Origin of the sequence: Rhizobium aethiopicum, assembly GCF_014197535.1 — a bacterium.
Classification (GTDB): domain Bacteria; phylum Pseudomonadota; class Alphaproteobacteria; order Rhizobiales; family Rhizobiaceae; genus Rhizobium; species Rhizobium aethiopicum_A.
In genome coordinates this window covers 49,282-75,404 of the sequence record NZ_JACIFV010000023.1, presented here as the reverse complement: position 1 = coordinate 75,404, position 26,123 = coordinate 49,282, and the positions used below count along the sequence as shown (strand labels likewise).

General features: G+C 62.0%; 23 protein-coding genes, 1 tRNA gene and 1 riboswitch. Of the genes, 18 read left to right on the top strand and 6 right to left on the bottom strand.

Going from position 1 to position 26,123, the window contains the following annotated elements:
- Positions 1-333 precede the first annotated feature (333 nt).
- From GGD53_RS24610 to phoB, 6 genes are all read left to right on the top strand, one after another.
- Positions 334-1,368, top strand: a complete 1,035-nt coding sequence (locus GGD53_RS24610; RefSeq protein ID WP_085776823.1) for a substrate-binding domain-containing protein — start codon at positions 334-336, stop codon at positions 1,366-1,368.
- A 167-nt stretch (positions 1,369-1,535) separates the two neighbouring features.
- Positions 1,536-3,017 (top strand): phosphate ABC transporter permease subunit PstC, encoded by a 1,482-nt coding sequence (gene pstC / locus GGD53_RS24605; protein WP_184459367.1) that lies wholly within the window; start codon positions 1,536-1,538, stop codon positions 3,015-3,017.
- The gene (gene pstA / locus GGD53_RS24600; protein WP_184459366.1) at positions 3,014-4,336 is read left to right on the top strand and encodes a phosphate ABC transporter permease PstA; all 1,323 of its coding nucleotides are present in this window, start codon (positions 3,014-3,016) and stop codon (positions 4,334-4,336) included. Before pstC ends, pstA begins: the two co-directional genes overlap by 4 nt.
- A 15-nt stretch (positions 4,337-4,351) precedes the next feature.
- A complete protein-coding gene (gene pstB / locus GGD53_RS24595) occupies positions 4,352-5,167 on the top strand; it encodes a phosphate ABC transporter ATP-binding protein PstB (protein ID WP_085776826.1) in 816 nt (271 codons plus the stop codon).
- 43 nt (positions 5,168-5,210) lie between these two features.
- Positions 5,211-5,924 (top strand): phosphate signaling complex protein PhoU, encoded by a 714-nt coding sequence (phoU, locus tag GGD53_RS24590; protein WP_004672769.1) that lies wholly within the window; start codon positions 5,211-5,213, stop codon positions 5,922-5,924.
- 158 nt (positions 5,925-6,082) lie between these two features.
- Positions 6,083-6,766: a phosphate regulon transcriptional regulator PhoB gene (gene phoB / locus GGD53_RS24585; RefSeq protein ID WP_004672768.1), complete on the top strand. Its 684-nt coding sequence runs from the start codon at positions 6,083-6,085 to the stop codon at positions 6,764-6,766.
- Between the two features lie 286 nt (positions 6,767-7,052).
- On the opposite strand, the gene GGD53_RS24580 is transcribed toward phoB, so the two are convergent.
- The gene (locus GGD53_RS24580; RefSeq protein WP_184459365.1) at positions 7,053-7,586 is read right to left on the bottom strand and encodes a GcrA family cell cycle regulator; all 534 of its coding nucleotides are present in this window, start codon (positions 7,584-7,586) and stop codon (positions 7,053-7,055) included.
- Positions 7,587-8,011: 425 nt separating this feature from the next.
- Between GGD53_RS24580 and GGD53_RS24575 the strand changes: the two genes are divergently transcribed.
- From GGD53_RS24575 to GGD53_RS24565, 3 genes are all read left to right on the top strand, one after another.
- On the top strand, positions 8,012-9,211 hold the full coding sequence (locus tag GGD53_RS24575; RefSeq protein WP_184459364.1) for an aspartate aminotransferase family protein: 1,200 nt from the start codon (positions 8,012-8,014) through the stop codon (positions 9,209-9,211).
- 36 nt (positions 9,212-9,247) lie between these two features.
- Positions 9,248-10,162 carry an ornithine carbamoyltransferase gene (gene argF, locus GGD53_RS24570; protein ID WP_184459363.1) on the top strand — a complete coding sequence of 305 codons (915 nt, stop codon included), beginning with the start codon at positions 9,248-9,250 and terminating at the stop codon, positions 10,160-10,162.
- A 94-nt stretch (positions 10,163-10,256) separates the two neighbouring features.
- Positions 10,257-11,249: an Hsp33 family molecular chaperone gene (locus GGD53_RS24565; protein WP_184459362.1), complete on the top strand. Its 993-nt coding sequence runs from the start codon at positions 10,257-10,259 to the stop codon at positions 11,247-11,249.
- 209 nt (positions 11,250-11,458) lie between these two features.
- On the opposite strand, the gene apaG is transcribed toward GGD53_RS24565, so the two are convergent.
- Positions 11,459-11,851: a Co2+/Mg2+ efflux protein ApaG gene (gene apaG / locus GGD53_RS24560; protein WP_011423893.1), complete on the bottom strand. Its 393-nt coding sequence runs from the start codon at positions 11,849-11,851 to the stop codon at positions 11,459-11,461.
- Positions 11,852-12,075: 224 nt separating this feature from the next.
- Positions 12,076-13,260, bottom strand: coding sequence for an O-succinylhomoserine sulfhydrylase (locus tag GGD53_RS24555; protein WP_184459361.1), 1,185 nt, complete (start codon positions 13,258-13,260; stop codon positions 12,076-12,078).
- Between the two features lie 42 nt (positions 13,261-13,302).
- Positions 13,303-13,381: riboswitch (SAM riboswitch) on the bottom strand.
- Positions 13,382-13,455: 74 nt separating this feature from the next.
- On the opposite strand from GGD53_RS24555, the gene GGD53_RS24550 reads away from it, so the two are divergent.
- Both GGD53_RS24550 and GGD53_RS24545 read left to right on the top strand, forming a co-directional pair.
- On the top strand, positions 13,456-14,550 hold the full coding sequence (locus tag GGD53_RS24550) for a 2'-deoxycytidine 5'-triphosphate deaminase (protein WP_184459360.1): 1,095 nt from the start codon (positions 13,456-13,458) through the stop codon (positions 14,548-14,550).
- A gap of 61 nt (positions 14,551-14,611) precedes the next feature.
- Positions 14,612-14,685: transfer RNA gene (locus GGD53_RS24545), tRNA-Gly, on the top strand.
- A 25-nt stretch (positions 14,686-14,710) separates the two neighbouring features.
- Here the strand turns inward: GGD53_RS24545 and GGD53_RS24540 are convergent.
- The gene (locus GGD53_RS24540; RefSeq protein ID WP_184459359.1) at positions 14,711-15,298 is read right to left on the bottom strand and encodes a TetR/AcrR family transcriptional regulator; all 588 of its coding nucleotides are present in this window, start codon (positions 15,296-15,298) and stop codon (positions 14,711-14,713) included.
- Between the two features lie 98 nt (positions 15,299-15,396).
- Between GGD53_RS24540 and GGD53_RS24535 the strand changes: the two genes are divergently transcribed.
- The 6 genes from GGD53_RS24535 (at position 15,397) to GGD53_RS24510 (ending at position 22,608) form a co-directional block, all read left to right on the top strand.
- Positions 15,397-16,512, top strand: coding sequence for an efflux RND transporter periplasmic adaptor subunit (locus GGD53_RS24535; protein ID WP_184459358.1), 1,116 nt, complete (start codon positions 15,397-15,399; stop codon positions 16,510-16,512).
- On the top strand, positions 16,512-19,640 hold the full coding sequence (locus GGD53_RS24530; RefSeq protein ID WP_184459357.1) for an efflux RND transporter permease subunit: 3,129 nt from the start codon (positions 16,512-16,514) through the stop codon (positions 19,638-19,640). Before GGD53_RS24535 ends, GGD53_RS24530 begins: the two co-directional genes overlap by 1 nt.
- An 18-nt stretch (positions 19,641-19,658) precedes the next feature.
- A complete protein-coding gene (locus GGD53_RS24525; protein WP_246717873.1) occupies positions 19,659-20,231 on the top strand; it encodes a TetR/AcrR family transcriptional regulator in 573 nt (190 codons plus the stop codon).
- A gap of 71 nt (positions 20,232-20,302) precedes the next feature.
- Positions 20,303-20,746 carry a MarR family winged helix-turn-helix transcriptional regulator gene (locus tag GGD53_RS24520; protein WP_184459355.1) on the top strand — a complete coding sequence of 148 codons (444 nt, stop codon included), beginning with the start codon at positions 20,303-20,305 and terminating at the stop codon, positions 20,744-20,746.
- Positions 20,747-20,782: 36 nt separating this feature from the next.
- On the top strand, positions 20,783-21,529 hold the full coding sequence (locus GGD53_RS24515) for an NADPH-dependent F420 reductase (RefSeq protein WP_184459354.1): 747 nt from the start codon (positions 20,783-20,785) through the stop codon (positions 21,527-21,529).
- 257 nt (positions 21,530-21,786) lie between these two features.
- Entirely contained in the window at positions 21,787-22,608 is an 822-nt protein-coding gene (locus GGD53_RS24510) for an oxidoreductase (protein WP_184459353.1), read from the top strand.
- 111 nt (positions 22,609-22,719) lie between these two features.
- On the opposite strand, the gene GGD53_RS24505 is transcribed toward GGD53_RS24510, so the two are convergent.
- On the bottom strand, positions 22,720-22,998 hold the full coding sequence (locus GGD53_RS24505) for a hypothetical protein (RefSeq protein WP_003570550.1): 279 nt from the start codon (positions 22,996-22,998) through the stop codon (positions 22,720-22,722).
- A 360-nt stretch (positions 22,999-23,358) separates the two neighbouring features.
- Between GGD53_RS24505 and GGD53_RS24500 the strand changes: the two genes are divergently transcribed.
- A complete protein-coding gene (locus GGD53_RS24500) occupies positions 23,359-23,739 on the top strand; it encodes a VOC family protein (RefSeq protein WP_184459352.1) in 381 nt (126 codons plus the stop codon).
- Between the two features lie 58 nt (positions 23,740-23,797).
- Here the strand turns inward: GGD53_RS24500 and GGD53_RS24495 are convergent, their stop codons facing one another.
- The gene (locus GGD53_RS24495; RefSeq protein ID WP_184459351.1) at positions 23,798-25,807 is read right to left on the bottom strand and encodes a methyl-accepting chemotaxis protein; all 2,010 of its coding nucleotides are present in this window, start codon (positions 25,805-25,807) and stop codon (positions 23,798-23,800) included.
- Between the last annotated feature and the right edge of the window lie 316 nt (positions 25,808-26,123).

The window sequence follows — 26,123 nt, the reverse complement described above, 5'->3', positions numbered from 1 at the left end:
GCGGATGAGGGGCAAATCCCACGGGCGGACCTGAATGAAAGAACGCAGGCGGGAAAGGCCAGGAGGCATCCAGCAACCGAAGGGCCGTGCGCGATCAATTTTACAATGCCAGGTCGAGAGCCGATCCAAACTTTGCCATCAGCCGACATGTTCAGGCGGATTCAATAAAATTTATGATTAAAAAACAAATATATAACGTGTCACAAATGTTTCACGAGTTTGACATAAAAGGACGGTGCTTACAGCGTTAAGAGAGTCCCGCCGATGAAAAAAGGCACTGCGAGGGCCTCTCGATAGGCCTTACTCACACAAGCCCAATGCGGGAGATTTCTAATGAACACCTTCAAGCTCACCGTTGCCGCGCTCGCTGCAACTGCCGCTTTCGCTGGCGCAGCTGTCGCTCGCGACCAGATCCAGATCGCTGGTTCGTCCACCGTCCTGCCTTACGCCAAGATCGTTGCCGAGTCCTTCGGCGAGACCTTCACCAACTTCAAGACCCCGGTCGTCGAATCCGGCGGCACGGGCGCTGGTCTGAAGGAATTCTGCAAGGGCGTGGGTGAAGACACCATCGACATCGCCAATGCTTCGCGTCCGATCAACAAGAACGAAGCCGAAGCCTGCAAGGCTGCCGGCGTGACCGACATCCAGGAAGTCAAGATCGGTTATGACGGCATCGTCTTCGCAACCGACTCGTCCAACCCTGATGTCGCTTACGTTCCGGCCGACATCTACAAGGCCCTCGCTGCCCAGGTCGTCGTCGACGGCAAGCTCGTCGCCAACCCCTACAAGAAGTGGTCGGAAGTCAATCCGAAGCTCCCGGCTGTTGATATCGCCGCCTATATCCCGGGCGAAAAGCACGGCACGCGCGAAGTCTTCGAACAGAACGTCCTTGCCGCCGGCTGCAAGGCTTCGGGCGCTCTCGACGTCATCGCCAAGGAAATCTCCGACAAGGCCGCCCAGACCAAGGCTTGCGTCGCAGTCCGCAAGGACGGCGCTGCAGTCGACATCGACGGCGACTATCCGGAAACCCTCGCACGCATCGCCGCCAACAAGACCGGCGTCGGCGTATTCGGCCTTTCCTTCTATGAAAACAACGCCGACAAGCTGAAGGTCGCCAGCGTGAACGGTATCGTTCCGTCCACCGAAACGATCGCCAACGGCACCTATCCGGTTTCCCGCCCGCTGTTCTTCTACGTCAAGAAGGCACATCTCGGCGCCGTTCCGGGCCTGAAGGAATATGTCAACTTCTTCGTATCCGACCAGATGATCGGCCCCGACGGCCCGCTGGCCGAATACGGCCTCGTTGCCGCTCCGGATGCCGAGCGTGATGCGATCCGCAAGGACGTCGAAGCCGGTAAGTCCATGTAATGACTTTGCCGGCGCGGTGCTTCAAAGCCCGCGCCGGCATCATTTATGTCCCTGTGTGCCGGTCTTTCCGCTGCAGGGTTGAATTCCTTCTCCATGATTGGAAGCCGAAGGCAGGCTGATGAAGCCGCCCGCGCTTTTTGGGGGCCACGGGCCTGGGGACGTAACGAATGAGCACATCCGTCATACTTCTGTGCCTTGTGGTGATCGGCGCCGCCGCCTATCTGGTCGCGCGCGGCCGTGCCGCGGCCCTTGCTGGAGGCAGGTCCTCCGCACTGCATTCCCGGCCGGCCTATTACGGCGCCTATGCCGCGATCTGGGCGGTTCTTCCCGCCCTCATCGTCCTCTGCGTCTGGCTCTCCGTCAGCCCCGGCATCATCCAGTCCTCGGTTCGGGGCGCTTTCCCTGCCGACGTCAAGGCTCAGGCCGCAGTCGAACAGGATCTGAGTTATTCGATGGTGGCGACGGTCGCGCGCGGCCTGACGATGCTGACATCGGACGAAGCCGCCGCGGTGGCAAAGGATCCGGCCGCCTTGCAGGCCAAGCTCAGCGAAAAGGGCGTGCCGCTCGCCGGCCAGCCGCAGCCTTACATGGTCGAGGCCGCCAAGACGCTCAATTCCATGAGCATGACGAGCCGCCTCGCCATGACCGCGATCGTCTTCATCCTGGCCGTTGCCGGCGCCTTTTACGCGCTGCGCGCCATCGCGCCGCGCTTCCGCGCCCGCAACCGCGTCGAGCGCGTCATGCTCTGGGGCCTGCTGCTTGCCTCTTCGATCGCCATCCTGACGACGATCGGCATCGTGCTCTCCATGCTGTCGGAAGCCGTCCGCTTCTTTGCCGCCGTCCCCGCCGCCGACTTCTTCTTCGGCACCGTCTGGGATCCGCGTTTTGCTGGCGCCGGCAGCTCGTCCTTCGGCCAGTTCGGCCTGATCCCGCTCCTGCTCGGCACGCTTTATATCGGCCTCGTCGCCATGCTGGTCGCCGTGCCGGTCGGTCTCTTTGCCGCCATCTACATGGCCGAATACGCCTCGCCGAAGCTGCGCGGCGTCTCCAAGCCGCTGCTCGAAGTGCTCGCCGGCATCCCGACGATCGTCTACGGCTTCTTCGCGCTCGTCACCGTCGGCCCCTTCCTGCGCGATTTCTCGGCGCAGATCAGCGGCCTGCTCTCCGGCAACTATTCGAACTTCATCCAGGCGCAGAGTGTTCTGACCGCAGGTATCGTCATGGGCATCATGCTGATCCCCTACGTCTCCTCGCTGTCGGACGACATCATCACCGCCGTGCCGCGGGCGCTGCGTGACGGTTCGCTCGGTCTCGGAGCCACACGCTCCGAAACCATCAAGAAGGTGGTCCTGCCGGCAGCCCTTCCCGGCATCGTCGGCGCGCTGCTGATGACCGCCTCGCGCGCCATCGGCGAAACTATGATCGTCGTGCTGGCCGCCGGTGTTGCCGCCCGCATTCAGATCAACCCTTTCGAGCCGATGACCACGGTGACCGTCAAGATCGTCAACCAGCTTACGGGCGACCTTGAGTTCACCTCGCCGCAGACGCTGGTTGCCTTTGCGCTCGGCATCACGCTGTTCTGCATCACGCTTTGCCTCAACATCTATGCGCTCTACATCGTGCGCAAATACCGGGAGCAGTACGAATGACGAATATTGTTTCTCCCGCCGTCGGTGTCACCGTTTCCAAGGCGCCTGCCCGCCGTGATATCGGCATCAAGCGCCGCTATGCCGCCGAGCGCCGGTTCCAGGCCTACGGCATCGCCGCCATCGCCTTCGGCCTCATCTTTCTCTTCGTCCTGCTGTGGACGGTGATCGGCAAAGGCTACACCGCCTTCCAGCAGACGGCGATCACCCTGCCGATCGAATTTGCCGAAAAGACGATCGATCCGAACGGCAAGCGGGCGACCGATCCTTCGGTGCTGATCGCCGCCAACTATCCGGTTCTGCTGCGCGACGCGATCGTCAAGCAGCTGAACATCAATGCATCGAGCCGTCCGGATGTGCGCGATGCAACCGCCATGCTTTCCAAGAGCGCGCCGATCCAGCTGCGGGATCTGGTCGTCGCCGACCCCTCGATCATCGGCAAGACGGTCAATGTCACCCTGCTCGCCGATGCCAATATCGACAGCGCCAACAAGGGCCAGATCGATCTTGCCGTCGATGAGAAGAACCGCAAGGTCAACGACAAGCAGGTCAACTGGATGAACCAGCTGAAGGCGAGCGGCGCTCTCCAGAAGCAGTTCAACACCGGCCTCTTCGTCAACGGCAATTCCAGCCGTCCGGAGGCCGCCGGCCTTGGCGTCGCCCTGATCGGCTCGCTTTACCTGATGTTGATCGTGCTGGTTCTGTCGCTGCCGATCGGCGTCGCCGCCTCGATCTATCTCGAGGAGTTTGCGCCGAAGAACAGGCTGACGGACCTGATCGAGGTCAACATCAACAACCTCGCCGCCGTCCCGTCGATCGTCTACGGTCTGCTCGGCCTTTCCGTCTTCATCAACTTCATCGGCCTGCCGCGCTCGGCCTCGCTGGTCGGTGGCCTGGTGCTGACGCTGATGACTCTGCCGACGATCATCATCGCCACGCGCGCGGCTCTGCGCGCCGTGCCGCCGTCGATCCGCGCCGCAGCGCTCGGCCTCGGCGCCTCGAAGATGCAGATGGTGTTCCACCATGTCCTGCCGCTCGCCATGCCCGGCATCCTCACCGGCACGATCATCGGCTTGGCGCACGCGCTCGGCGAAACCGCGCCGCTGCTCTTGATCGGCATGGTCGCCTTCGTCGCCAATGCACCGACGACGCCGCTCGAGCCCTCGACGGCCCTGCCGGTGCAGGTCTATATGTGGGCGAACGAGGCCGAACGTGCCTTCGTGGAGCGTACTTCGGGTGCCATCATCGTCCTGCTCCTGTTCCTGGTTGTCATGAACATGGGCGCCATCCTCTTGCGTCGTCGCTTCGAGCGCCGCTGGTAAACGGAGTTAAACATCATGAACATGCTGACGGAAGCTGCAGTTGAAAAGGCGCTGGATCAGAAGATGAGCAACGTCCCGTATAAAATGATCGGACAGGATGTCTCCGTATATTACGGCGAGAAGCGCGCGCTTTTCGACGTGAACCTGAACATCCGCGAAAACACCGTAACCGCCCTGATCGGCCCCTCGGGCTGCGGTAAGTCGACCTTCCTGCGAAGCCTCAACCGCATGAACGACACGATCGAGGGGTGCCGCGTTACCGGCAAGATCACGCTCGACAGCGACGATATCTATGATCCGGATATCGACGTCGTCGAACTTCGCGCCCGCGTCGGCATGGTTTTCCAGAAGCCGAACCCGTTCCCGAAGTCGATTTACGAAAACGTTTCTTACGGCCCGCGCATTCATGGCCTCGCCAAGTCGAAGGCCGATCTCGATCAGATCGTCGAGAGCAGCCTGCAGCGCGCCGGCCTGTGGAACGAGGTCAAGGACCGCGTGCATGAATCCGGCACCGGCCTCTCCGGCGGTCAGCAGCAGCGCCTGTGCATTGCCCGCGCCGTTGCCGTCAGCCCGGAAGTCATCCTGATGGACGAGCCCTGCTCGGCGCTCGACCCGATCGCCACCGCCAAGGTCGAGGAGCTGATCCACGAGCTGCGCGAAAACTACACGATCGTCATCGTCACCCACTCGATGCAGCAGGCCGCGCGCGTCTCGCAGCGTACCGCCATGTTCCATCTCGGCAACCTCGTCGAGGAGAACGACACCGACAAGATGTTCACCAACCCCGACGATCCGCGCACCCAGGACTACATCATGGGTCGCTTCGGCTGATTGCGGCGACACGAAGCTTTCCGTTATTCGAGGACAAAGCCCCATGGCATCGACACATATTTATTCCGCCTATGATGATGATCTGAAGTTCCTCTCCAGGCGGATTTCCGAAATGGGCGGCCTGGCCGAACAGATGGTCGCAGAATCCGTCCGGGCGCTGGTCAACGGCGATACGGCGCTGGCGCAGAAGGTCATCTCCGACGATGTGATCCTCGATCACACCGAGCGCGAGATCGGCGACAAGGCGATCGTCACCATCGCCCGCCGCCAACCGATGGCCGCGGACCTGCGCGAAATCATGGGTTCGATCCGCATCGCCGCCGACCTCGAACGCGTCGGCGACCTCGGCAAGAACACCGCCAAGCGCGTCATCGCCGTGCAGAGCACCGGCGTTCCCCGCAAGCTCGCCCGCGGTCTCGAACACCTGTCCGAGCTGGCGCTCGTCCAGCTCAAGGAAGTGCTCGACGTCTATACGACACGCGCCGCCGACAAGGCGACCGCCATCCGCGAGCGCGACAACGAGATCGATGCGATGTACACCTCGCTGTTCCGCGAGCTCTTGACCTACATGATGGAAGATCCGCGCAACATCACAAGCTGCACGCATCTGCTCTTCTGCGCCAAGAACATCGAGCGCATCGGTGACCATGCCACCAACATCGCCGAGACGATCTACTACATGGCGACGGGCGCCCAGCCGGAAGGCGATCGTCCGAAGGATGACAGCGCCAACACCGTCGGCGCCGCGACGGAATAATCGTTCCGAACGAGCCGCCCGGGCCACGGCCCGGACAGTCACTTGCGTGCGCGCCCGTTCGGGGCGCGCAAAGAGGTCGCAGCCAATTTCTGAATTTGCGCAGGACGCCTGCTTAAATCGTTCCGGTTTAAGGCTTGTGCGCGAGGAGACGGACACGCATGATCCCGAGAGTCGCAGTTGTTGAAGACGAGGAAGCGCTCAGCGTGCTCCTTCGCTATAATCTCGAAGCGGAAGGCTTCGAGGTCGATACCATCCTGCGCGGCGACGAGGCCGAAATCAGGCTTCAGGAGCGCACGCCCGACCTTCTCATCCTCGACTGGATGCTGCCCGGCGTCTCCGGCATCGAACTCTGCCGGCGCCTGCGCATGCGGCCGGAAACCGAGCGGCTGCCGATCATCATGCTGACGGCGCGCGGCGAGGAGAGCGAGCGGGTGCGCGGACTGTCCACCGGCGCCGACGATTATGTCGTCAAGCCCTTCTCGACCCCCGAACTCGTCGCCCGCGTCAAGGCGATGCTGCGTCGGGCCCGTCCCGAAGTGCTGTCCTCGGTGTTGAAATGCGGCGATATCGAGCTCGACCGCGAAACCCACCGCGTCCACCGCAAGAGCCGCGAAGTCCGCCTCGGCCCGACCGAATTCCGCCTGCTGGAATTCCTGATGTCGTCGCCGGGCCGGGTCTTCTCGCGCTCGCAGCTGCTCGACGGCGTCTGGGGTCACGACATCTATGTCGATGAACGCACTGTCGACGTCCATGTCGGCCGCCTGCGCAAGGCGCTGAATTTCTCCAACATGCAAGACGTCATCCGCACCGTCCGCGGCGCCGGTTATTCGATGGAAGCCTGAGGGATTTCTGCGCGTAGCTGCATCCGCCTCGCGGTACATCTGCCCCTCACCCTAACCCTCTCCCCGTAAACGGGGCGAGGGGACGTGCCCTGCGAGAGGCATGCGGGGGACGGAGAGGTCGCGGCACATCCCCTTCGCCCCGCGCGCGGGGGTCCGAAGGACGGGTCGAGACCCGTGGCTCGCCCAGGTCGGTGCCGGCAGGCGGATGAGGGGCAGTCCCGACGATTTCCACTCACAAAAGAACGGGCCGCGCGGCCCGTTTCTCACTCTCGACGATGTCGCCTTCTCAGCTGACCCGCGCCGCCGCCCGGCGGCGTTCGTTGATCGGCTGATAGGCAAGCTTCTGATGATAGCTGCAGTAGGGCGAATTGTCCGGGGATTCGCAGCCGCAGAAATGGAAATCTTCCTTGAGCGGATCGCCGACCGGCCACTTGCAGGTGCGTTCGGTGAGCTCCGTCAGGCCGAGGCGGCGGGAAATCGGCACCACCACGTTGCCCTTCGGCACGTATTCCATTTCCTCGACCGTTTCGATCTCGATCTCTTCCTTCAGCAGGGTTGCGCCCTGCTGGCGGGTGACGGTGCGGGTGGCGATCCGGGAGGCGTAGTTCGGGGCGCGCGGCGCCGATGTCTGGCGCTTCGGCGTGCGCGCCGCGGTGGCTGTGCCGCCGGCCTTGGCACGGCCGGGAAGGCTCAGCCGGTGCACCTTGCCGATAACGGCGTTTCGGCTGACCCCGCCAAGCTGCGCAGCGATCTGGCTGGCGCTCAGTCCTTCGGCCCAAAGCTTCTTGAGTTTCTCGACCCGCTCGTCTGTCCAGTTCATGCCCTGTCTCCACCTTTTGCGTTGGTGATGGCAGAATCCCTCACCGTTGTCCCGGAAGCCTCCGAAACAAGAAACGCTTGATCAATTTTGGTGACTAGTTCCGCCGCATGCAGTCTAGTAATTGAACTTTAACCTAGTGTGAGGCTGACTCCGTGACAAGAGTCGCGGGAATCCGGATGAATCGAATTTCAAGTTTTCCCCAACTTGCTGCCTCTGCGTGGCATTTCTGCAATAATGCCTGTTGAAGGCCGAAGGTGCCGCTGTACAAGCTTGCTGCATAGGCTAAGGCGGCAGTTTTGTTGACATCGCAGCGCGAAAAGGAAATAGTACCGCTCGCCGCCGAAAGGCGGCATTTTTGATTTTTTGGACCTGGTTTTGTTAGCCGGAGTCCGTGCAAAGACAACATTGAACGGGAGACCCGCGCCATGGCTGAAGCCGCGCCGCTTTATGACACCTATTCTCGCGCCCCGCTGCGGTTCGAGCGAGGCGAGGGCGTATGGCTGATCACCGAGAGCGGCGAGCGTTATCTCGATTTCGGCGCCGGCGTCGCCGTCACCTCCGTCGGCCACGGCAACCCGCATGTGGTCGCGGCGCTGAAGGAGCAGGCCGATAAGGTCTGGCACCTCTCCAATATTTATGAGATCCCCGGCCAGGAGCGCCTGGCCAAGCGCCTGACGGACGCCACCTTCGCCGACAAGGTGTTCTTCACCAATTCGGGCGCCGAGGCGCTCGAATGCGCCATCAAGACGGCGCGCCGCTATCAGTTTTCCAAGGGCCATCCCGAGCGGTTCCATATCATCACCTTCGAAGGTGCCTTCCATGGCCGCACGCTCGCGACGATTGCAGCCGGCGGCCAGGAGAAATATCTCGAAGGTTTCGGCCCCAAGGCGCCGGGTTTCGATCAGGTGCCGTTCGGCGACATCGAAGCCGTCCGCGCCGCCATTACCGATGCGACGGCGGCAATCCTGATCGAGCCGGTGCAGGGTGAGGGCGGCGTGCGTCCCGCCACCAGTGAATTCATGAAGGCGCTGCGCCGGATCTGCGATGAAAACGGCCTGCTGCTGATCCTCGATGAGGTGCAGACGGGCGTCGGCCGTACCGGCAAACTCTTTGCCCATGAATGGTCCGGCATCACGCCCGATATCATGGCCGTCGCCAAGGGCATCGGCGGCGGTTTCCCGCTCGGCGCCTGCCTTGCGACAGCAGAGGCCGCTTCCGGCATGAAGGCCGGCACCCATGGTTCGACCTATGGCGGCAATCCGCTGGCCATGGCGGTCGGCAGCGCCGTGCTCGACGTCATCCTCGCCGATGGCTTCCTTGAACATGTGCGCGACGTCGCGCTCGTCTTCCGCCAGGGGCTGGCCTCGCTCAAGGATCGTTATCCCGATGTGATCGAGGATATCCGAGGCGAGGGGCTTCTGCTCGGCGTCAAGGCTGCGGTTCCCTCGGCCGAATTGCTGCAGGCGATCCGCGCCGCGCATCTGCTCGGCGTGCCGGCCGGCGACAACGTCATCCGCCTTCTTCCGCCGCTGGTGGTCACCGCTGAGGAAGCCCGCGAGGGGCTCGTGCGCCTCGAGCGCGCCGCCGAGAGCATCCGTGCCGCCAAGATCAAGAAGACGGCTTGAAGGGATTGCGCCTTCGGGCGCACGACAGGTAAGAACATGACTCCTAAACATTTCCTCGATCTTTCGGCCGTTACCTCGGCCGACCTCAGAACCATCATGAACGACGCGCTCGCCCGCAAGCAGGCCTTCAAGGCCGGCAAGGGCGACAAGCCGCTCGCCGGCAAGATGCTGGCGATGATCTTCGAGAAGCCGTCGACGCGCACCCGCGTCTCTTTCGACGTCGGCATGCGCCAGCTCGGCGGCGAAACGCTGTTTCTCTCCGGTACCGAAATGCAGCTCGGCCGCGCCGAGACGATCGGCGACACCGCCAAGGTGCTGTCGCGTTATGTCGATGCGATCATGATCCGCACCACCGAGCATTCGCGCCTGCTGGAGCTTGCCGAACATGCGACCGTGCCTGTGATCAATGCCCTGACGGACGATACCCATCCCTGCCAGATCATGGCCGATATCATGACCTTCGAGGAGCATCGCGGCCCGATCAAGGGCAAGACCATCGCCTGGACCGGCGACGGCAACAATGTGCTGCATTCGCTGGTCGAAGGGGCTGCCCGCTTCGGCTACCGCATGAACATGGCCGTCCCTCTTGGTTCGGAGCCCAAGGATCACTATCTGAACTGGGCCCGCAATGAGGGCGCCGAAATCATGCTCTGCCATGATGCCGACCGTGCGGTCGAAGGCGTCGATTGCGTGGTGACCGATACCTGGGTCTCCATGAATCAGGAACATCGGGCCCGGGGTCATAACGTCTTCCAGCCTTACCAGGTCAATGCGGCCCTGATGGCCAAGGCCGGCAGCGATGCATTGTTCATGCATTGCCTGCCCGCGCATCGCGGTGAGGAAGTGACGGACGAGGTGATCGACGGCCCGCAATCCGTAGTCTTCGATGAGGCGGAAAACCGTCTTCATGCGCAGAAGTCGATTCTTGCTTGGTGCCTGGGCGCGATCTGAACCATAGTCGGATGTTGCGAGTCATAAGCTTGCGGCCCGACTGCGCGAGCGCCGGACACTTTGGCCGCCGCTCCCGAAACTAGGAGTGAAAGCCATGGCAGAAGCTGCAGCCGCCCTCGGCCAGTTCGATTTCGCCGGCGATGATCATGTCGTCCCCTTTCAGGTGGAGGGTCTGGATGTGCGCGGCCGCGCCGTCCAACTCGGCCCGATGCTCGATGCCATCCTCGAGCGCCATCATTATCCCGCGCCCGTCGCCCGGCTGCTTGCCGAAGTCGTCGTGCTGACCGTGTTGCTCGGCACGTCGCTGAAGTTCGACGGCAAGTTCACCGTGCAGACCAAGGGCGACGGCCCGGTCGATCTGCTCGTCGCCGATTTCTCGACGCCGGAAAATGTGCGCGCCTATGCCCGTTTCGACCGGGCGCTGCTCGACCAGGCCATTGCCTCAGGCGAGACCGAGCCGGAGCAATTGCTCGGCAAGGGCGTGCTCGCCTTCACCATCGATCAGGGCAAGTTCGCCCAGCCCTATCAGGGCATTGTCGCGCTCGACGGCACCTCGCTCGAAGACATTGCCGGCGTCTATTTCCGCCAGTCGGAGCAGATCCCGACGCGTGTGCGCCTGGCTGCGGCCGAACTCTTCGACCGTGACGATGCCGGCAAGCCGCGCCACCGCTGGCGGGCAGGCGGCCTCGTCGCCCAGTTCCTGCCGGAAGCGCCGGAGCGCATGCGCCAGCCCGATCTCCACGGCGGCGACGGCGATGACGGCGACCGCCCGCATGGCGAGGACGACGCCTGGACCGAAGCCCGCTCGCTGGTCGAGACCATCGATGCCGACGAGCTGACCGATCCGCAGGTCGGCACGGAGAGGCTGTTGTTCCGCCTGTTCCACGAGCGCGGCGTGCGTGTCTTCGAGCCTCGCGCCGTCTTCGACCGCTGCAGCTGTTCGCGGGAAAAGATCGGCAACGTACTGAAGGGTTTCACCGCCGAAGAGATCGAGGCCAGCCAGGAAAACGGCGAAATATCCGTCACCTGCGAATTCTGCTCCACCACCTACCGCTTCGAAGCGGCCGAGCTTCAGCCGGCGGAATAATTCTCGGCGGCGCCAAAAACCCCTCCCCAACCCCTCCCCACAAGGGGGAGGGGCTTGGATGCCGCACCCACTGTTTTCTATTTCACCGTCTCATCCGCAGAGCGGCTGATTTCTGCTGCCGTTGGCGCAGCGTTAACCCCCCTTGTGGGGAGGGGTTGGGGAGGGGACTTTTTCAGATCTCGGCAATCTCTTGAGCGGGAACTTGCCCCTCAATTCAGCACGCGCAACAGCCCCGGCGAGTCAAGCGAGAAGGCTGGGATGTCGACGTCGAACAGCTCGCCTTCATCCGTTTCCATCTGATAATGGCCGAACATCAGGCCTGAGGGCGTGTCGAGCGGGCAGCCGGAGGAATATTCGTAGGTGTCACCGGGGCTGAGCCGCGGCTGTTCGCCGACGACGCCGGGGCCGGTCACTTCGTCCACCTGTCCGTTCTGATCGGTGATGTTCCAGTAGCGGTTGACGAGGCGAACGGCGACGCCGGAATTGTTGCTGATGACGATCCGGTAACCCCAGACATAGCGATCATCTTCCGGATCGGATTGCTCCTCCAGATAGAACGGTTCGACCACGACTTCGATATCTCTTGTGAGGGCGCGATACATGCCTTGCACCATAGTCAAGATATGTTACCCGTATCTTATAAAGAGGCCCTGTCCGTCAAGAAACGGAACGTTGATCAGCGGTCAAATGGTGATGATCGAATGGTTTTCGATCGTTAAGCCTAACAGTCAGCGTTAATTTTACTTCGCAACGCCCGCGCGGCGGTACTTGTTCCCGCAGATCGGCGGCCGGCTCCACATTGAAATCCGGCCGATATTCCAGTCGATCAGGCCGAAACCTTGGAAAGCGCCTTCGCGAAATCCTCGATCAGGTCGTTGGTGTCCTCGATGCCGGCCGAAAGACGGACGGTGCCTGGGGAGATGCCGAGTTCGGCGCGCGCCTCTTCCGTCAGGTTCTTGTGCGTCGTCGTTGCCGGATGGGTGATCAGGCTTTTGCTGTCGCCGAGATTGTTGGAGATCTTGATGATCTCAAGCGCATTCTGCAGTGCAAAGGCCGCCTCCTTGCCGCCCTTCAGCTCGAAGCAGACGAGCGTCGAGCCGCCGGTCATCTGCTTGGCGATGATCTCGGCCTGCGGGTGATCCTTGCGGCCGGGATAGATCACCTTGGCGACCTTGCCTTGCTCGGCCAGGAAATCGGCGATCTTCGCCGCATTCTCGGTCTGCTGGCGCACGCGCAGCGGCAGTGTCTCGATGCCCTTCAACAGCGTCCAGGCATTGAACGGCGACATGGCCGGGCCGGTATGGCGGAAATAGTCGTGCAGGTTCTCGTCGATCCATGCCTTGTCGGCGAGCACCACGCCGCCGAGGCAGCGGCCCTGGCCGTCGATGTGCTTGGTGGCGGAATAGACGACGATGTGGGCGCCGAGCTCCAAGGGCTTCTGGAAGAGCGGCGTCGCAAAGACGTTGTCGACGATCAGCTTGGCGCCGACCTGGTTGGCGAGCCTGGCGACGCCTGCGATATCGACCACTTCGAGCGTCGGGTTGGTCGGGCTTTCCAGAAAGAACACCTTAGTGTTCGGGCGGATCGCCTGTTCCCAGTTGGCGAGATCCCGGCCGTCGACCAGCGTGCACTCGACGCCGTATTTCGGCGCCAGCGTTTCCACGACCCAGCGGCAGGAGCCGAACAGGGCGCGGGCGGCGACGATATGGTCGCCTGCCTTGACCTGGCAGAGAACGGCGGCGGCGACGGCCGCCATGCCGGAGGCGGTGGCGCGGCCATCTTCGGCGCCTTCCAACGCGCACATGCGCTTTTCGAACATGTCGTTGGTGGGGCTGCCGTAGCGGGCATAGATGAAGCCGTCCGTTTCGCCCTTGAAGCGGGCCTCGGCCGCTTCCGACGTGTCATAGACGAAACCCTGGGTGAGATAGATTGCCTCCGACGTTTCGCCATATTGCGAACGCAGCGTGCCGCCATGGACGAGTTGGGTTGCCGGGCGCCAGGTCTTGCTCATGCCATCACCTTCACATAACAAAAAAACCGGCCGCAAAAGCAGACCGGTTTCAACCCGGTCTTTTTAGCCACTTGTTTAACGTGGCTGCAAGCCGACCGGCCAAATCACCACGGGATAATTCTGCAATACTGCTGTTAGCTGCTTGCGTCAATTCCCCGAGTTTGGTTTTGTCGGCGGCAAAATGATGGATGGGGCATGATGGCTCGCGAAACTGGAATTCTGGCGGACCGCGCGATTGCGGCACTGTTCGAAACGGGGCGTCTGAACTCCGAGCGGGAGCTCGACCGCGATCAGATCCAGCCGGCAAGTCTCGACCTGCGCTTGGGAAGCAAGGCGTTTCGTGTGCGCGCCTCCTTCATGCCCGGTCCCTCGCATCTGGTCTCCGACAAGCTCGATCGGCTGAGCCTGCACGTGATCGACCTGTCCCAGGGCGCCGTGCTCGAAACCGGCTGCGTCTACATCGTGCCGCTGATGGAGAGCCTGGCGCTGCCGGCCGAGATGTCGGCCTCGGCCAATCCGAAGAGCTCGACCGGCAGGCTCGATATCTTCACCCGCGTCATCACCGACTACGCCCAGGAATTCGACAAGATCCCGACAGGTTATTCCGGCCCGCTCTATCTCGAAATCAGCCCGCGCACCTTCCCGATCGTCGTGCGCCGCGGCTCGCGCCTGTCGCAGATCCGCTTCCGCGTCGGCCAGTCCGTGCTCGGCGAGCCGGAACTTTTGAAGCTGCATGAAAGCGAGACGCTGGTCGCCAGCAAGCAGCCGAACGTCTCGGGCGGCGGCATCGCGCTGTCGATCGACCTCACCGGCGACAAGGACGGCCTGATCGGCTATCGCGGCAAACACCACACCGCCGTCGTCGATGTCGACGAGAAGGATCAGCACGATATTTTCGATTTCTGGGAACCGCTCTATAGCCGCGGCCGCAACGAACTGATCCTCGATCCCGACGAGTTCTATATCCTCGTTTCGCGCGAGGCCGTGCATGTGCCGCCGGATTATGCCGCCGAGATGACCCCCTTCGATCCGCTGGTCGGCGAGTTCCGCGTCCACTATGCCGGCTTCTTCGATCCGGGCTTCGGCCATGCGCCGGCCGGCGGGCGCGGCAGCCGCGCCGTGCTCGAAGTGCGCAGCCACGAAGTCCCCTTCATCCTCGAAGACGGCCAGATCGTCGGCCGCCTGGTCTACGAGCACATGCAGGAAAAACCCGCCAGCCTGTACGGCTCCGGCCTCGGCTCCAATTACCAGGCCCAGGGCCTCAAGCTTTCAAAACATTTCCGCATCTGACGCCGGCCTGACGGGCGGCGACTTGACAGCGGCCCCCATCTGTTGGAAATCTCAGCGCATCGCGGGTGTAGCTCAATGGTAGAGCAGCAGCTTCCCAAGCTGAATACGAGGGTTCGATTCCCTTCACCCGCTCCAGCTGCTCCTTCACTGCTACTGAATCTCACACTTCTTCTGTGGAGTTTGCGATGCGCTTGACCGCAGCGGTCGCGGATTCGAGGACACGCTCCGACATGCGCCGATCCGTCATGATGCGAGAGATCGTGACGGCGCCTACCATGAGGGAGAGGATGACCATGGCTTTGTCATCGGGTTTCGAGCCATCCGGCGCCGGGATCAATTGGTCGAGAATCTGAAGATGAGCTTCGATGCCATTCTGGAATGGAGCGCGGACCCCTTCGCTCAGGCGCGCCGCGTCGGATCCGAGCGCTGCCAAAGGGCAACCATCGCCCTTTTCCTCCCGGTGCCCGGGCGAGAGATAGAGGTCGACAACCGCTTCAAGCGGATCGGGCCTTCCGGCGGCAACCCTTGACCATCTGCGGAGCGCACTCTCCATCGCTCGCCCGGATGCAAGGGCCACAAGATCATCCTTCGATTCGAACTGCTTGTAGAACCCGCCTTGGGTGAGGCCGGCACCTTTCATCAGGTCCTTCAACCCGATGCCGTCGAAGCCATGCTCCCGGAAGAGCCGGCTTGCGACATCGATCACCGTTTCTCGATTGGCCTCGGCCTGGGCGCGACTGACTCTCATAGCGATCTCCAATTAGATTTCATTTGACATCTATATAAGAATTAGAGTTAGATCGCAATCTAAATAAATAGCTGCGCCCGTCAAGAAGGGTTACTGACATGAACCGCAAAATTCTCCTCGCCTCCTTCGGCCTTTTGGCGGCTGCCGGCGCCACGACGTTCGTCTTGACCGCCAAGTCTTCGGACGCAAGCGTGCCGGCCGCCGATCCCCGAACAGCAGCGCCCTTCGTCAAGTTGGTGGAAGCAAAGAGGCCGGAGAGCGCCGAACGCAGCTTCACGGGCACCATCGCCGCCCGGGTGCAAAGCAACCTTGGTTTTCGCGTGCCCGGCAAGATCGTGCAGCGTTATGTGGACGTTGGAGTGCAGGTCAAGGCCGGCCAGCCGCTGATGCGCATCGACGAGACCGATCTGCGGCTTGCGCTGACAGCGAAACGAAACGCGGTCGCTGCAGCCGAGGCTGTGCTGACCCAGGCGCAAGCAGACGAGAGACGCTACGCCGCTTTGGTGAAAAACGGATTGGCCGCGACGCCGCAGCGCTACGAGCAGGCAAAGGCAGCGCTTGACACCGCTACCGCGCAGCTTGCCGCCGCGCAAGCAGACGCCAAGGTCGCGGAAAACGAGGCCGCCTATTCCGTCCTCGTTGCCGACACCGATGGAACGGTTGTCGAAACGCTGGGCGAGCCGGGGCAGGTCGTGACGGCGGGACAAACCGTGGTCCGGCTCGCCCAGGCCGGGCCGCGTGAAGCGCTGGTCTGGATGCCGGAATTTCTCAGGCCGCAGCTCGGCGAGATCGCCAATGCCAGCGTCTACGGCAACGACAGCCGGCAGGACAAGGCGCGGCTTCGGCAGATCTCCGATGCCGCCGATCCGCAAACCCGCACCTATGAGGCGCGCTGGGTTCTGGATGGCGCCGCAGCGTCGGCTCCGCTGGGTGCGACGGTGACGATCAGAATCTCCAACAGCAGCGGCCAATCGCATGCGGCGGTGCCCGTCGGCTCCGTCTTGGATGATGGCAGCCGAACCGGCGTCTGGGTCTTCGATCAGAAATCTTCGACCGTCCACTTCCGGCAGGTGAAAATAGAGCAGCTGGGTGAGGAGGTCGCGGTGGTTTCCAGCGTCAATGCAGGCGAGCCGGTCGTCGCCCTCGGCGCCCATCTGCTGCAGGACGGCGCCAGCGTGCGCACCAAGGTGGAACAGACAGAGGCGGCAAACTGATGAACTTCAATCTATCCGCGCTCGCCGTTCGCGAGCGGGCCGTAACCCTGTTCTTCATCGTTCTGCTGGCGGCCGCCGGCGCCTATGCCTTCGTCAAGCTCGGGCGCGCCGAGGACCCCTCCTTCACCATCAAGACCTTGACCGTGACATCGGTGTGGCCGGGCGCGACAGCCCGCGAGATGCAGGATCTGGTCGCCGAGCCGCTCGAGAAGCGTCTCCAGGAACTCACCTGGTACGATCGTGTCGAAACGACAACGCGCCCGGGCTACGCCTTTTTGACCGTCACCTTGAAAGACAGTACGCCGGCAACGGCAGTCGAGGAGGAATTCTATCAGGCCCGAAAGAAGCTTGGAGACGAGGCCCGCAACCTGCCAAGGGGCGTGCTCGGTCCCTTTGTCAACGACGAATATTCCGATGTCAGCTTCGGTCTTTATGCCCTCAAGGCCAAGGGCATGCCGATGCGCGAGCTTGTGCGTCAGGCCGAGGTGATCCGCCAGGATCTTCTGCATGTGCCTGGAGTCAAGAAGATCAACATCCTCGGAGAGCGGCCCGAACAGATTTTTGTCGAGTTCTCCTATGCCAAGCTGGCCACCCTCGGCATTTCGGCACAGGACATCGCGGCCGCATTGCAGCGGCAAAACACCGTGACGCCGGCAGGGTCGATCGATACGCGCGGCCCGCAGGTCTTCATTCGCTTCGATGGCGCCTATGACAGCATCCAGGCGATCGCCGACACGCCGATCGTCGCAGCCGGGCGCACCTTGAAGCTCTCGGATTTTGCCGAAGTGCGGCGCGGTTATCAAGATCCGGCCACCTATCTCATTCGCCATGACGGCGAGCCCGCCATCATGCTTGCCGCGGTGATGCAGCAGGGCTGGAACGGTCTGGATCTCGGCAAGGCGCTGGAAGAAAGATCCGCAGCGATCGCAAAGACCTTGCCGCTCGGCATGACGCTCGCCAAGGTCAGCGACCAGGCGGTCAACATCGACGAAGCCGTCGGCGAGTTCATGCTGAAATTCGCCATGGCGCTCGGCGTCGTGTTGTTCGTCAGCCTCGTCAGTCTCGGTTGGCGTGTCGGCATCGTCGTGGCTCTGGCCGTGCCGCTCACACTTGCCGTCGTCTTCCTCATCATGCTGGAAACCGGCCGGTTCTTCGACCGCATCACCCTCGGTGCGCTGATCCTGGCGCTCGGCCTTCTGGTCGACGACGCCATCATCGCCATCGAGGTGATGGTGGTGAAGATGGAAGAGGGGATGGATCGCATGAAGGCGGCCGCCTATGCCTGGAGCCATACGGCAGCGCCGATGCTGTCGGGTACACTGGTAACGATAATCGGATTGATGCCGGTCGGCTTTGCCCGATCGACCGCCGGCGAATATGCCGGCAACATCTTCTGGGTCGTCGGATTTGCCTTGATCGTATCCTGGATTGTCGCAGTGATCTTCACGCCCTATCTCGGGGTCCAGATGCTGCCGGCGATCAAGCCGGTTGAAGGTGGTCATCACGCCATCTACAACACCCCGAATTACCGCCGCCTGCGAGGGCTGATCGAGTTTACCGTGCGCCACAAGTTCGTCACCTGTGCGGTGGTCGCCATCGCCATGGGGACTTCCGTCGTCGGAATGGGTGCGGTGAAAAAGCAGTTCTTCCCGACGTCGGACCGTCCCGAAGTCCTCGTCGAAGTCCGCATGCCCGAAGGCACCAGTATCGAGGCGACGACGGCAACGGTCGAGAAGCTCGAAGGGTGGCTGCAGAAGCAGCCGGAAGCAAAGACGGTCACCAGCTATGTCGGCCAGGGCGCGCCCCGCTTCTTCTTTGCCATGGCCCCGGAATTGCCGGACCCGTCTTTCGCCAAGATCGTCGTGCTGACCCCTGACGCTCACACGCGCGAGGTCTTGAAGCTTCGGCTCCGCGCGGCGATTTCGGACGGCCTCACCCCTGAAGCCTATGTCCGCGTCACCCAGCTCGTCTTCGGTCCTTACACGCCGTTTCCGGTCGAGTTCCGGATCACTGGCCCGGATCAGGAGCAACTGTACCAGATTTCCGAGAAAGCTCTCGACATCATGAAGAGCGTGCCGGATGTTCGCCAGGCAAACCGCGATTGGGGCAACCGCACGCCGGTGCTGCGTTTCGTTCCCGACCAGGATCGGCTGAACCTGATTGGCCTGTCGCCGGCCGAGGCAGCCCAGCAGATGCAGTTGCTGCTGAGCGGAATTCCGATCACCGAGGTTCGCGAAAATATCCGCAGCGTGCCGGTCGTTGCACGCAGTGCCGGCGGCAACCGGCTTGATCCCTCACGATTGGCGGACTTCTCGCTGATGAGCCGGGATGGGAGACAGGTTCCGCTCGATCAGATCGGCCACTCCGAAATCCGGTTTGAAGAACCGATCCTGAAACGCCGCGATCGAATGCCTGTCATTACGATCCGGTCCGATATCAACGAAGCGACACAGCCGCCGGAGGTCTCAGCGCAGGTCATGAAGGCGCTTCAGCCGCTAATTGCCTCGCTGCCCGTGGGATATCGTATCGAGATGGGCGGAAACATCGAGGAATCCCTCAAGGCCAACAACGCCCTCGTCAAGATCTTCCCGGCGATGGTTGCCGCCATGCTGATCGTTATCGTTCTGCAGGTCCGTAGCCTGTCGACGATGACCATGGTCATGCTGACAGGGCCGCTCGGTCTTGCCGGGGCGGTTCCGGTCTTGCTGCTTTTCGATAAGCCTTTCGGTTTCAATGCCATTCTCGGATTGATCGGGCTGGCTGGAATTCTGATGCGCAACACCTTGATCCTGACGGAACAGATCAAGGAGAATAAGGCAGCCGGTCTCGACGATTATCATGCCGTTATCGAGGCGACGGTGCAGCGGACGCGTCCAGTTATTCTGACAGCCCTTGCCGCCGTCCTCGCCTTCATACCACTCACGCACTCGGTGTTCTGGGGGTCGATGGCCTACACACTGATTGGCGGAACGGCGGTCGGCACGGTGATGATCCTGCTCTTCCTTCCGGCTCTCTACGCCACCTGGTTCCGCATCAAGCCGACGAAAAAGGAAAGCCATGAAAACTCCCCGAAGGAGGTGGAGTTACCGAAGGAGGTGGAGTTGCCGACGGCAATGGCTGCAGAGTGATGTTCTCCGGAGATGGCGATGACCTATTTTCGGCGGATCGGCTATCATAAGACATCGGTCGCCGACATCGCCTCCGAACTCGGCATGAGTCGCGCCAACGTCTATCGCTTCTTTCCCTCGAGGACGGCGATCAATAGTTCCGTCTGCGGACTTGTGGTCAAAGAGGTTGCTGAAACCGCTCTGGCGATCGCGCGAACGGATGCGCCGGCGAGCAAAAGGCTGGCGGATCTTTTGACCGCCATCCACCGCCACAGCACGAAAATGCTGGTCGAGGACAGACCGATGCACGATCTGCTCGTCGCCGCCATGGGCGGAAGTTGGGCAACCATCAACGCGCACAATGAACACATCCTGGCAATTCTCAAAGGACTTGTCCGCGAGGGTCAGCAGACAGGCGAGTTCAAGGTCGAAGACGCCGACGAAGCCGCGCGCGGCGTCATCACGGCCTTCTTGCCGTTCTTCCATCCGGTTCTGCTCGAGCAGCGTGTTCAGGAGGGTGAGGCGACCGCAATCAGCCTCCATGCCCAGATCCGCTTCATCATGAAAGCGCTTGGCACGTCGGGCCGCGAGAGCGACAGGCGCCCAATTTAGCGCTGCCGACCTTGTTCTCTCCGAATAAGTCATTATCTAGCGCACTAGATAAACGCACACTAGATGAAACCATGTCGAACAACGAGATCGCATCCCGCCGCGCGGTGGGCACCCAACTTTCGTTTGCGCTCTATGGGGCGGCCAACCGGATGGCCCGTTTTCACAAGCCATTTCTGCAGCCGCTCGGCCTGACATTCCCGCAATACCTGGTGATGCTTGAACTTTATGGCGGCACGCCGCGCGCCGTTGGCGAGTTGGGCTTGAACCTCGACATGGATACCGGAACGATCACGCCGCTGCTCAAGCGCCTGGAATTGGCCGGAATGGTGACCCGGACGCGCGATTGCGACGACGAGCGGCGGGTGCTCATCCATCTTACCAAAACCGGCGAATCTCTGCGTGACGAGCTATGGGCCGTCACCGACAAGATCAAAACCGCCTGCCAGCTCACGGACGAGGGGCTGGCCGATCTGCGCGACACGCTGCACGCATTCGCTCGTCCCGCCCGCGATTGAGACGGGCTTACTTCCACATCAGAGAAAGGACATCCTATGAAGATCGGAATCATCGGTGCTGGAAATATCGGCGCGACTCTGGCGAGAAAACTCGCCGCCGGCGGCCATGCGGTCAAGCTTGCCAATTCAAAGGGACCGGACACCATCCGCGATCTTGCCGGCGATATCGGAGCGGCCGCCGTTTCGAAGGAAGAAGCCGTCCGGGGCGTCGAGGTGGTGGTTCTTTCGATCCCATTCGCAAACTATCGCGATCTCGCTGGGCTCTTCAAGGGCGTGCCTGAAGAGGTCGTGGTGATCGATACGTCAAACTATTATCCGTTTCGTGACGGTGCGATCGCCGACGTCGACGACGGCATGCCCGAGAGCGTCTGGGTGAGCGGGCAGATCGGCCGACCGGTCGTCAAGGCTTGGAACGCCGTGCTCGCCACAACGCTGGCGGAGAAGGGGCGGCCTGACGCCACGGATGGACGCATCGCCATCCCGGTTGCAGGCGATGCTCCGCGCGCCAAGGCGATTGCCATAGGGCTGGTCGAGGCCACCGGTTTTAATGCGCTGGATGCGGGAGGGCTGGCGGCATCCTGGCGTCAGCAGCCCGGCACCCCGGCCTATTGCACCGAGCTTGCAGCAGATCAGCTGGAAGAAGCGCTGCGATCGGCGGATCGATCCCGCGCAGCCGATAATCGCGACGCGCTGATCAAGGAATTCTTCGCGGCAGGCACGAGCCTGACCCACGACGAAATGGTCGCTCGAAACCGATTGGGGACTGCCGCTGACAAATCCTGAACCCGTTGAGGCTCATGCCGCTCCCAGCGACACTGCCCCGGCACGTTTGGAGGCGCGATCACCAAAAAAAATCGCCGTAAAACAAAAAATGCTTGATTTTATATTTCGATTGACATCTAAAGCAAGGATAGATGTCGATCGAAATCTTACGTGCTTGGATGCCAGGTTCTGAGGCACTGTCCTTTGGCGACAGGGTGAAAAATCTGACCGTCTATTGAAGCACGTAGTCAACCACTCGCGCCCAGCCAGGAGCCTCCATGTCTCAAAATAAAGTCGTCGTCATTACCGGAGCATCCTCCGGAATAGGCGAAGCGTCGGCCCGCCTTCTTGCACAAAACGGCTTCCAAGTCTTTGGCGGCGTGCGTAACCCGCAGCGTGTCAATGCCATTCCCGGCGTGCGCTATGGGACTGCCGACGTGACCGATGACGCCTCGGTCTCCGATTTTGTTCAATGGGTTTTGTCCGAGGCAGGCAAGATCGACGTCCTGATCAACAATGCCGGCGTTTCGCTGGTCGGCCCGGTCGAGAACACGTCGCCTGCCGAAGCTCAGGCAGTCTTCGATACCAATGTTTTCGGCCCTCTGCGCATGATCCGCGCTGCCTTGCCCTCCATGCGCGCCGCTCGCAGCGGTCTGATCATCAATATCAGCTCGGTCCTCGGTTTCCTGCCGGCGCCGTTCATGGGAATATATGCCAGCAGCAAGCATGCGCTTGAAGGACTGTCGGAGTCGCTGGACCATGAGATTCGTGAGTTCAACGTGCGCGTCGTGCTGGTTCAGCCGACCTTCACCAACACCAACCTCGATGTAAACGCGGCACAAACAGAGGCGCCCCTGGGCGCTTACGCAACACAGGCCGATGCGACCATCAAAACGGTACAGGCCCAGATCAAAACCGCGCCGTCGCCGCTGGCTGTCGCGGAGAAAATCCTGGCGGCAATCAACGGTCCATACAAAATGCGTCAACCGGCGGGTGGCCAGGCGACGCTGCTCAGCCGGCTGCGCAGGTTTATGCCGGCAAATGCGGTCGATAGCAGTCTGAGAAAGACATTCGGTTTCGGAAAGCGCACCACATCCTAAGTTTTGTCTAAGCTTCCAGACGTCGTCGGTTTCAACGGCATCGGTTTTTGCGAATTTCGCGCCGGCGCATCGCAGAGCATCGACGACGTCATCGACCCTGTCGAGAAAAGCCTAATCTCCAAAGAACCGAATCGGCTTGTAGCGCCGATGCGCGATGATAAGGCTTCTGTCGGCCTGGATGACGTAGGTTTCCTCCACCTGCTGCCCGTATTGGTCGATGAAATCATGCGGGAAGGAGGAGCCGGGCGGGGATTTGGTGAGCTTGCTGCGCGGCTGGCCATTATAGGTGATGCTGCCCGGAATGGGTTCGAGGCCTGGGCCGTCATAGGTGACGGTCGTGCACCCGGCGAGAACCAGGGTGCCGATAAGGCCGATGACTGCAGGTTTCATATCAATCCCCTCTCGATCGCCGCAGGATGTGATCTTACTCCCGATCGCATCGCGCCCACCAGTTGAAACGGCAAATCCGCCTTTAATCCTTCGGGAGGTCCCGCCGGGAGCGCTGTGATCGGTTCAGGCTCTCCATTGCCGAAACCGGCGCCGTCTGCTAGAACGGCAGCGTCGAAAAAGGCAGGATCGGTTGAGGTAAGCCCGATCCCTTCCGTCGGAGCGTCAACGGCGCTCTCAAGAAGCTCTGCTCCGTGCCCTGGCACGAGAACCCGCGACGTGATCCGCATTAAGATGCGGGATCCCGGCGGCGTGCGGAGACGGCAAAAAGGCAGTCCCGGGATTTTTTGAACGGAGACTGTCATGCGCCTGAACCATCTCGATTTTCACGTACCCGATATCGCCGCTACGGCCGATTTCTTCATTCGCCATTTCGGCCTGACGCTGAAGGATATGCGCGGCCAGAACGGCCTGGCGATCCTGAGCGATGATGCCGGCCTCGAAATCGTCCTCAGCCACCCGATTGCCAAGTTCGGCACTGCCGACCAGGTCGAACTGCAGCGTCAGACCTATCATATCGGCTTTATCCTGCCCGAGAGGGAGGATGTCGATGCTGTTCATACCGGACTTGCCGCTGTCGGCGCGGCGCTCTCCGGCCCGCCGGCCGCCATGCGCGGCGGCTGGTTGTTTTATTGCACGGCGCCCGGGAACATCCTCGTCGAGATCGGCTGGCGGCCGGGCTAGGTCCCCAAATAGAAAGGGCGGCCCCTGAGCCGCCCTTGCCAATACCTGTCTTGACGGCTCAGAACTCCGTCCAGTCGCCATCCTGGCTTTTTGGGGCGCTGCTGCGGGCGCCGAAGGCGTTGGCGAGTGTTTGGCCGAGGGCGCGGGCCGGCGAGGCGGTCGAGCGGGCAGCCCCCTCCTTGGCGACGCGGATCGCGGCGGCCTTGGCGACCGGGCGCGCGGCGGCGAGTGGCGCTGCAACCGGCGGCCGGGCCGGGGCGATCGGCGCGGCAACGGCAAAACCGCCGGTGCCGGTCAGCCGGAACTGGCCGAGCAGGGTGTTGAGCGCCGACGCTTCGGTGGCGAGGCTGTGGCTGGCGGTCGTCGATTGCTCGACCATTGCCGCGTTCTGCTGTGTGCCCTGGTCCATGGTGTTGACCGCGGTGTTGATCTCCTGCAGCCCGATCGACTGTTCGCGGGAGGCTTCGGCGATTGCATGGACGTGCTTGTTGATCTCCTGCACCTCGGTGACGATCACGTCGAGCGCCTTACCGGTCTCGCCGACCAGCGTGACGCCGGTCTGCACATGCGTGCCGGAATTGGTGATCAGCGATTTGATCTCCTTGGCGGCATTGGCCGAGCGCTGGGCGAGCTCGCGCACTTCCTGGGCGACGACGGCAAAGCCTTTGCCGGCTTCGCCGGCGCGTGCCGCCTCGACGCCCGCATTCAGCGCCAAGAGGTTGGTCTGGAAGGCGATGTCGTCGATGACGCCGATGATATTGGAGATTTCGCCCGACGACTTTTCGATCTCGTGCATGGCGGAGACCGCCTTGCGGACGATCTCGCCGGATCTTTCGGCGCCGAGGCGCGTGCGGGTGACGAGCTGGCTCGCCTCTTCGGCGCGCTTGGCGGCGTCGCGCACCGTCGTGGTGATCTCTTCCAGCGCTGCGGCGGTTTCTTCGACCGAGGCCGACTGCTGTTCCGTTCGCCGGGAAAGCTCGTCGGCGGAAGAACGGATCTCGTTGGCGCCGGCGCCGATCGCCCGGGCATTGGCCCCGACCGCCTGCATGGTCTCGTTAAGCTTCTCGATCGAGTGGTTGAAATCCTGGCGCAGCGCATCGAGATGGGCGACGAAGGGCTGGTCGATATGCGAAGCGAGATCGCCGGCGGCAAGGCGGCGCAGCCCATCGCCAAGGGCTGCGACGGCGCGTTCGAGCTCGGCTGCCTCGCGGGCTTTCTGCGCGTCGCGTTCGCGGCGCTCGCCGTCGCTGACGCTGCGGTCTGCCTCGGCGCGTGCCTCGATCTGGCGACGCTCGATCGCATTGTCGCGGAAGATCGAAACCGCCTTTGCCATCTGGCCGACTTCGTCGCGGCGATCGAGACCGCTGATATCGCTATTGGTGTCGCCCTCGGCAAGCCGCGTCATGCGCAGGCTGAGCTTCGTCATCGGGCCGGCAATTCCTTTCTGCGCCACGGCGACGGCGAAGCCGATCCCGGTGAGAACAGCGATGCCGATCAGGACGAAACAGAAGGTGATCTGGCCGTTGACGGACGCGGAAAGCCCGTCGCCGCCGTCGTTGAGCAATGCCATCATCGCATCGTTGTTGGCGATCATCTTCGGCGTCAGCGCGTCGAGCTTGGCATTGATCAGCGCGACATTCGCGAGCGCGCCGGCGCTGTCCTTGGCCTTGCTCTGCTCGATGATCTTGTTGGCCAAAGCTTCGATTTCATCGATGCCGGCCTGGATTTCGTCGATTGCCGCTTTGCGGCTCGGAACCAGTGCGAGGGCCTGTTTCATCCGGTCGCGGGCCTGCGGCAGCTTGCTCGGTGTGGCAAGAGCCGTCTGGAAGGCCGGCGTATCGGGTTTCATGTCGGCCAGCAGGGTGACCTGCAGCACCGAGGCCACCACCGATGCGCTGGCGCGCGCGCTCAGCATCGAGGCCTGCGCCTCATGATCGATAAAGGCGCTATAGGCGGCGTCCGCCCGGCGGAATTCGGATATGACATAGATCAGCCCCGCCATCGTGATCAGCCCGAACAGCGCCACGACCGATATGATTTTGGTGCGGATTTTCAGATGCTTCAACATGGGAAATGTCACCCGATCTGGCCGGGCGCGCCGCGCGTCCGGTGTTTGGAAATTGGATTTGTAAAGAGCGCTGCCTGGTTGTCGCGGCGCCGGAAAGGGAGTTGACGCATGCATCATGCAATCGGCTGGCGGGGTCCGTATCGTCGCGACAATAGAGGTGATATTCTTTAATTCCGCGCAAACGCGCAGGCGCAGTCCCGCCTAAATTTTGAGGAGAGCAGCAGGTTCTCGCCATCGCTCAAGAGAGCCTCATCCGCTCGCCTCACTCCCATGTATATTCCCCGCCGGCCATGACTCTGTTACATCTCGGCGACCC

Excerpts from the sequence above, each read along its gene's own strand:
- GGD53_RS24610 (WP_085776823.1), top strand. The coding sequence starts at position 334 with ATGAACACCTTCAAGCTCACCGTTGCCGCGCTCGCTGCAACTGCCGCT.
- pstC (WP_184459367.1), top strand. The coding sequence starts at position 1,536 with ATGAGCACATCCGTCATACTTCTGTGCCTTGTGGTGATCGGCGCCGCC.
- pstA (WP_184459366.1), top strand. The coding sequence starts at position 3,014 with ATGACGAATATTGTTTCTCCCGCCGTCGGTGTCACCGTTTCCAAGGCG.
- pstB (WP_085776826.1), top strand. The coding sequence starts at position 4,352 with ATGAACATGCTGACGGAAGCTGCAGTTGAAAAGGCGCTGGATCAGAAG.
- phoU (WP_004672769.1), top strand. The coding sequence starts at position 5,211 with ATGGCATCGACACATATTTATTCCGCCTATGATGATGATCTGAAGTTC.
- phoB (WP_004672768.1), top strand. The coding sequence starts at position 6,083 with ATGATCCCGAGAGTCGCAGTTGTTGAAGACGAGGAAGCGCTCAGCGTG.
- GGD53_RS24580 (WP_184459365.1), bottom strand. The coding sequence starts at position 7,586 with ATGAACTGGACAGACGAGCGGGTCGAGAAACTCAAGAAGCTTTGGGCC.
- GGD53_RS24575 (WP_184459364.1), top strand. The coding sequence starts at position 8,012 with ATGGCTGAAGCCGCGCCGCTTTATGACACCTATTCTCGCGCCCCGCTG.
- argF (WP_184459363.1), top strand. The coding sequence starts at position 9,248 with ATGACTCCTAAACATTTCCTCGATCTTTCGGCCGTTACCTCGGCCGAC.
- GGD53_RS24565 (WP_184459362.1), top strand. The coding sequence starts at position 10,257 with ATGGCAGAAGCTGCAGCCGCCCTCGGCCAGTTCGATTTCGCCGGCGAT.
- apaG (WP_011423893.1), bottom strand. The coding sequence starts at position 11,851 with ATGTATCGCGCCCTCACAAGAGATATCGAAGTCGTGGTCGAACCGTTC.
- GGD53_RS24555 (WP_184459361.1), bottom strand. The coding sequence starts at position 13,260 with ATGAGCAAGACCTGGCGCCCGGCAACCCAACTCGTCCATGGCGGCACG.
- GGD53_RS24550 (WP_184459360.1), top strand. The coding sequence starts at position 13,456 with ATGATGGCTCGCGAAACTGGAATTCTGGCGGACCGCGCGATTGCGGCA.
- GGD53_RS24540 (WP_184459359.1), bottom strand. The coding sequence starts at position 15,298 with ATGAGAGTCAGTCGCGCCCAGGCCGAGGCCAATCGAGAAACGGTGATC.
- GGD53_RS24535 (WP_184459358.1), top strand. The coding sequence starts at position 15,397 with ATGAACCGCAAAATTCTCCTCGCCTCCTTCGGCCTTTTGGCGGCTGCC.
- GGD53_RS24530 (WP_184459357.1), top strand. The coding sequence starts at position 16,512 with ATGAACTTCAATCTATCCGCGCTCGCCGTTCGCGAGCGGGCCGTAACC.
- GGD53_RS24525 (WP_246717873.1), top strand. The coding sequence starts at position 19,659 with ATGACCTATTTTCGGCGGATCGGCTATCATAAGACATCGGTCGCCGAC.
- GGD53_RS24520 (WP_184459355.1), top strand. The coding sequence starts at position 20,303 with ATGTCGAACAACGAGATCGCATCCCGCCGCGCGGTGGGCACCCAACTT.
- GGD53_RS24515 (WP_184459354.1), top strand. The coding sequence starts at position 20,783 with ATGAAGATCGGAATCATCGGTGCTGGAAATATCGGCGCGACTCTGGCG.
- GGD53_RS24510 (WP_184459353.1), top strand. The coding sequence starts at position 21,787 with ATGTCTCAAAATAAAGTCGTCGTCATTACCGGAGCATCCTCCGGAATA.
- GGD53_RS24505 (WP_003570550.1), bottom strand. The coding sequence starts at position 22,998 with ATGAAACCTGCAGTCATCGGCCTTATCGGCACCCTGGTTCTCGCCGGG.
- GGD53_RS24500 (WP_184459352.1), top strand. The coding sequence starts at position 23,359 with ATGCGCCTGAACCATCTCGATTTTCACGTACCCGATATCGCCGCTACG.
- GGD53_RS24495 (WP_184459351.1), bottom strand. The coding sequence starts at position 25,807 with ATGTTGAAGCATCTGAAAATCCGCACCAAAATCATATCGGTCGTGGCG.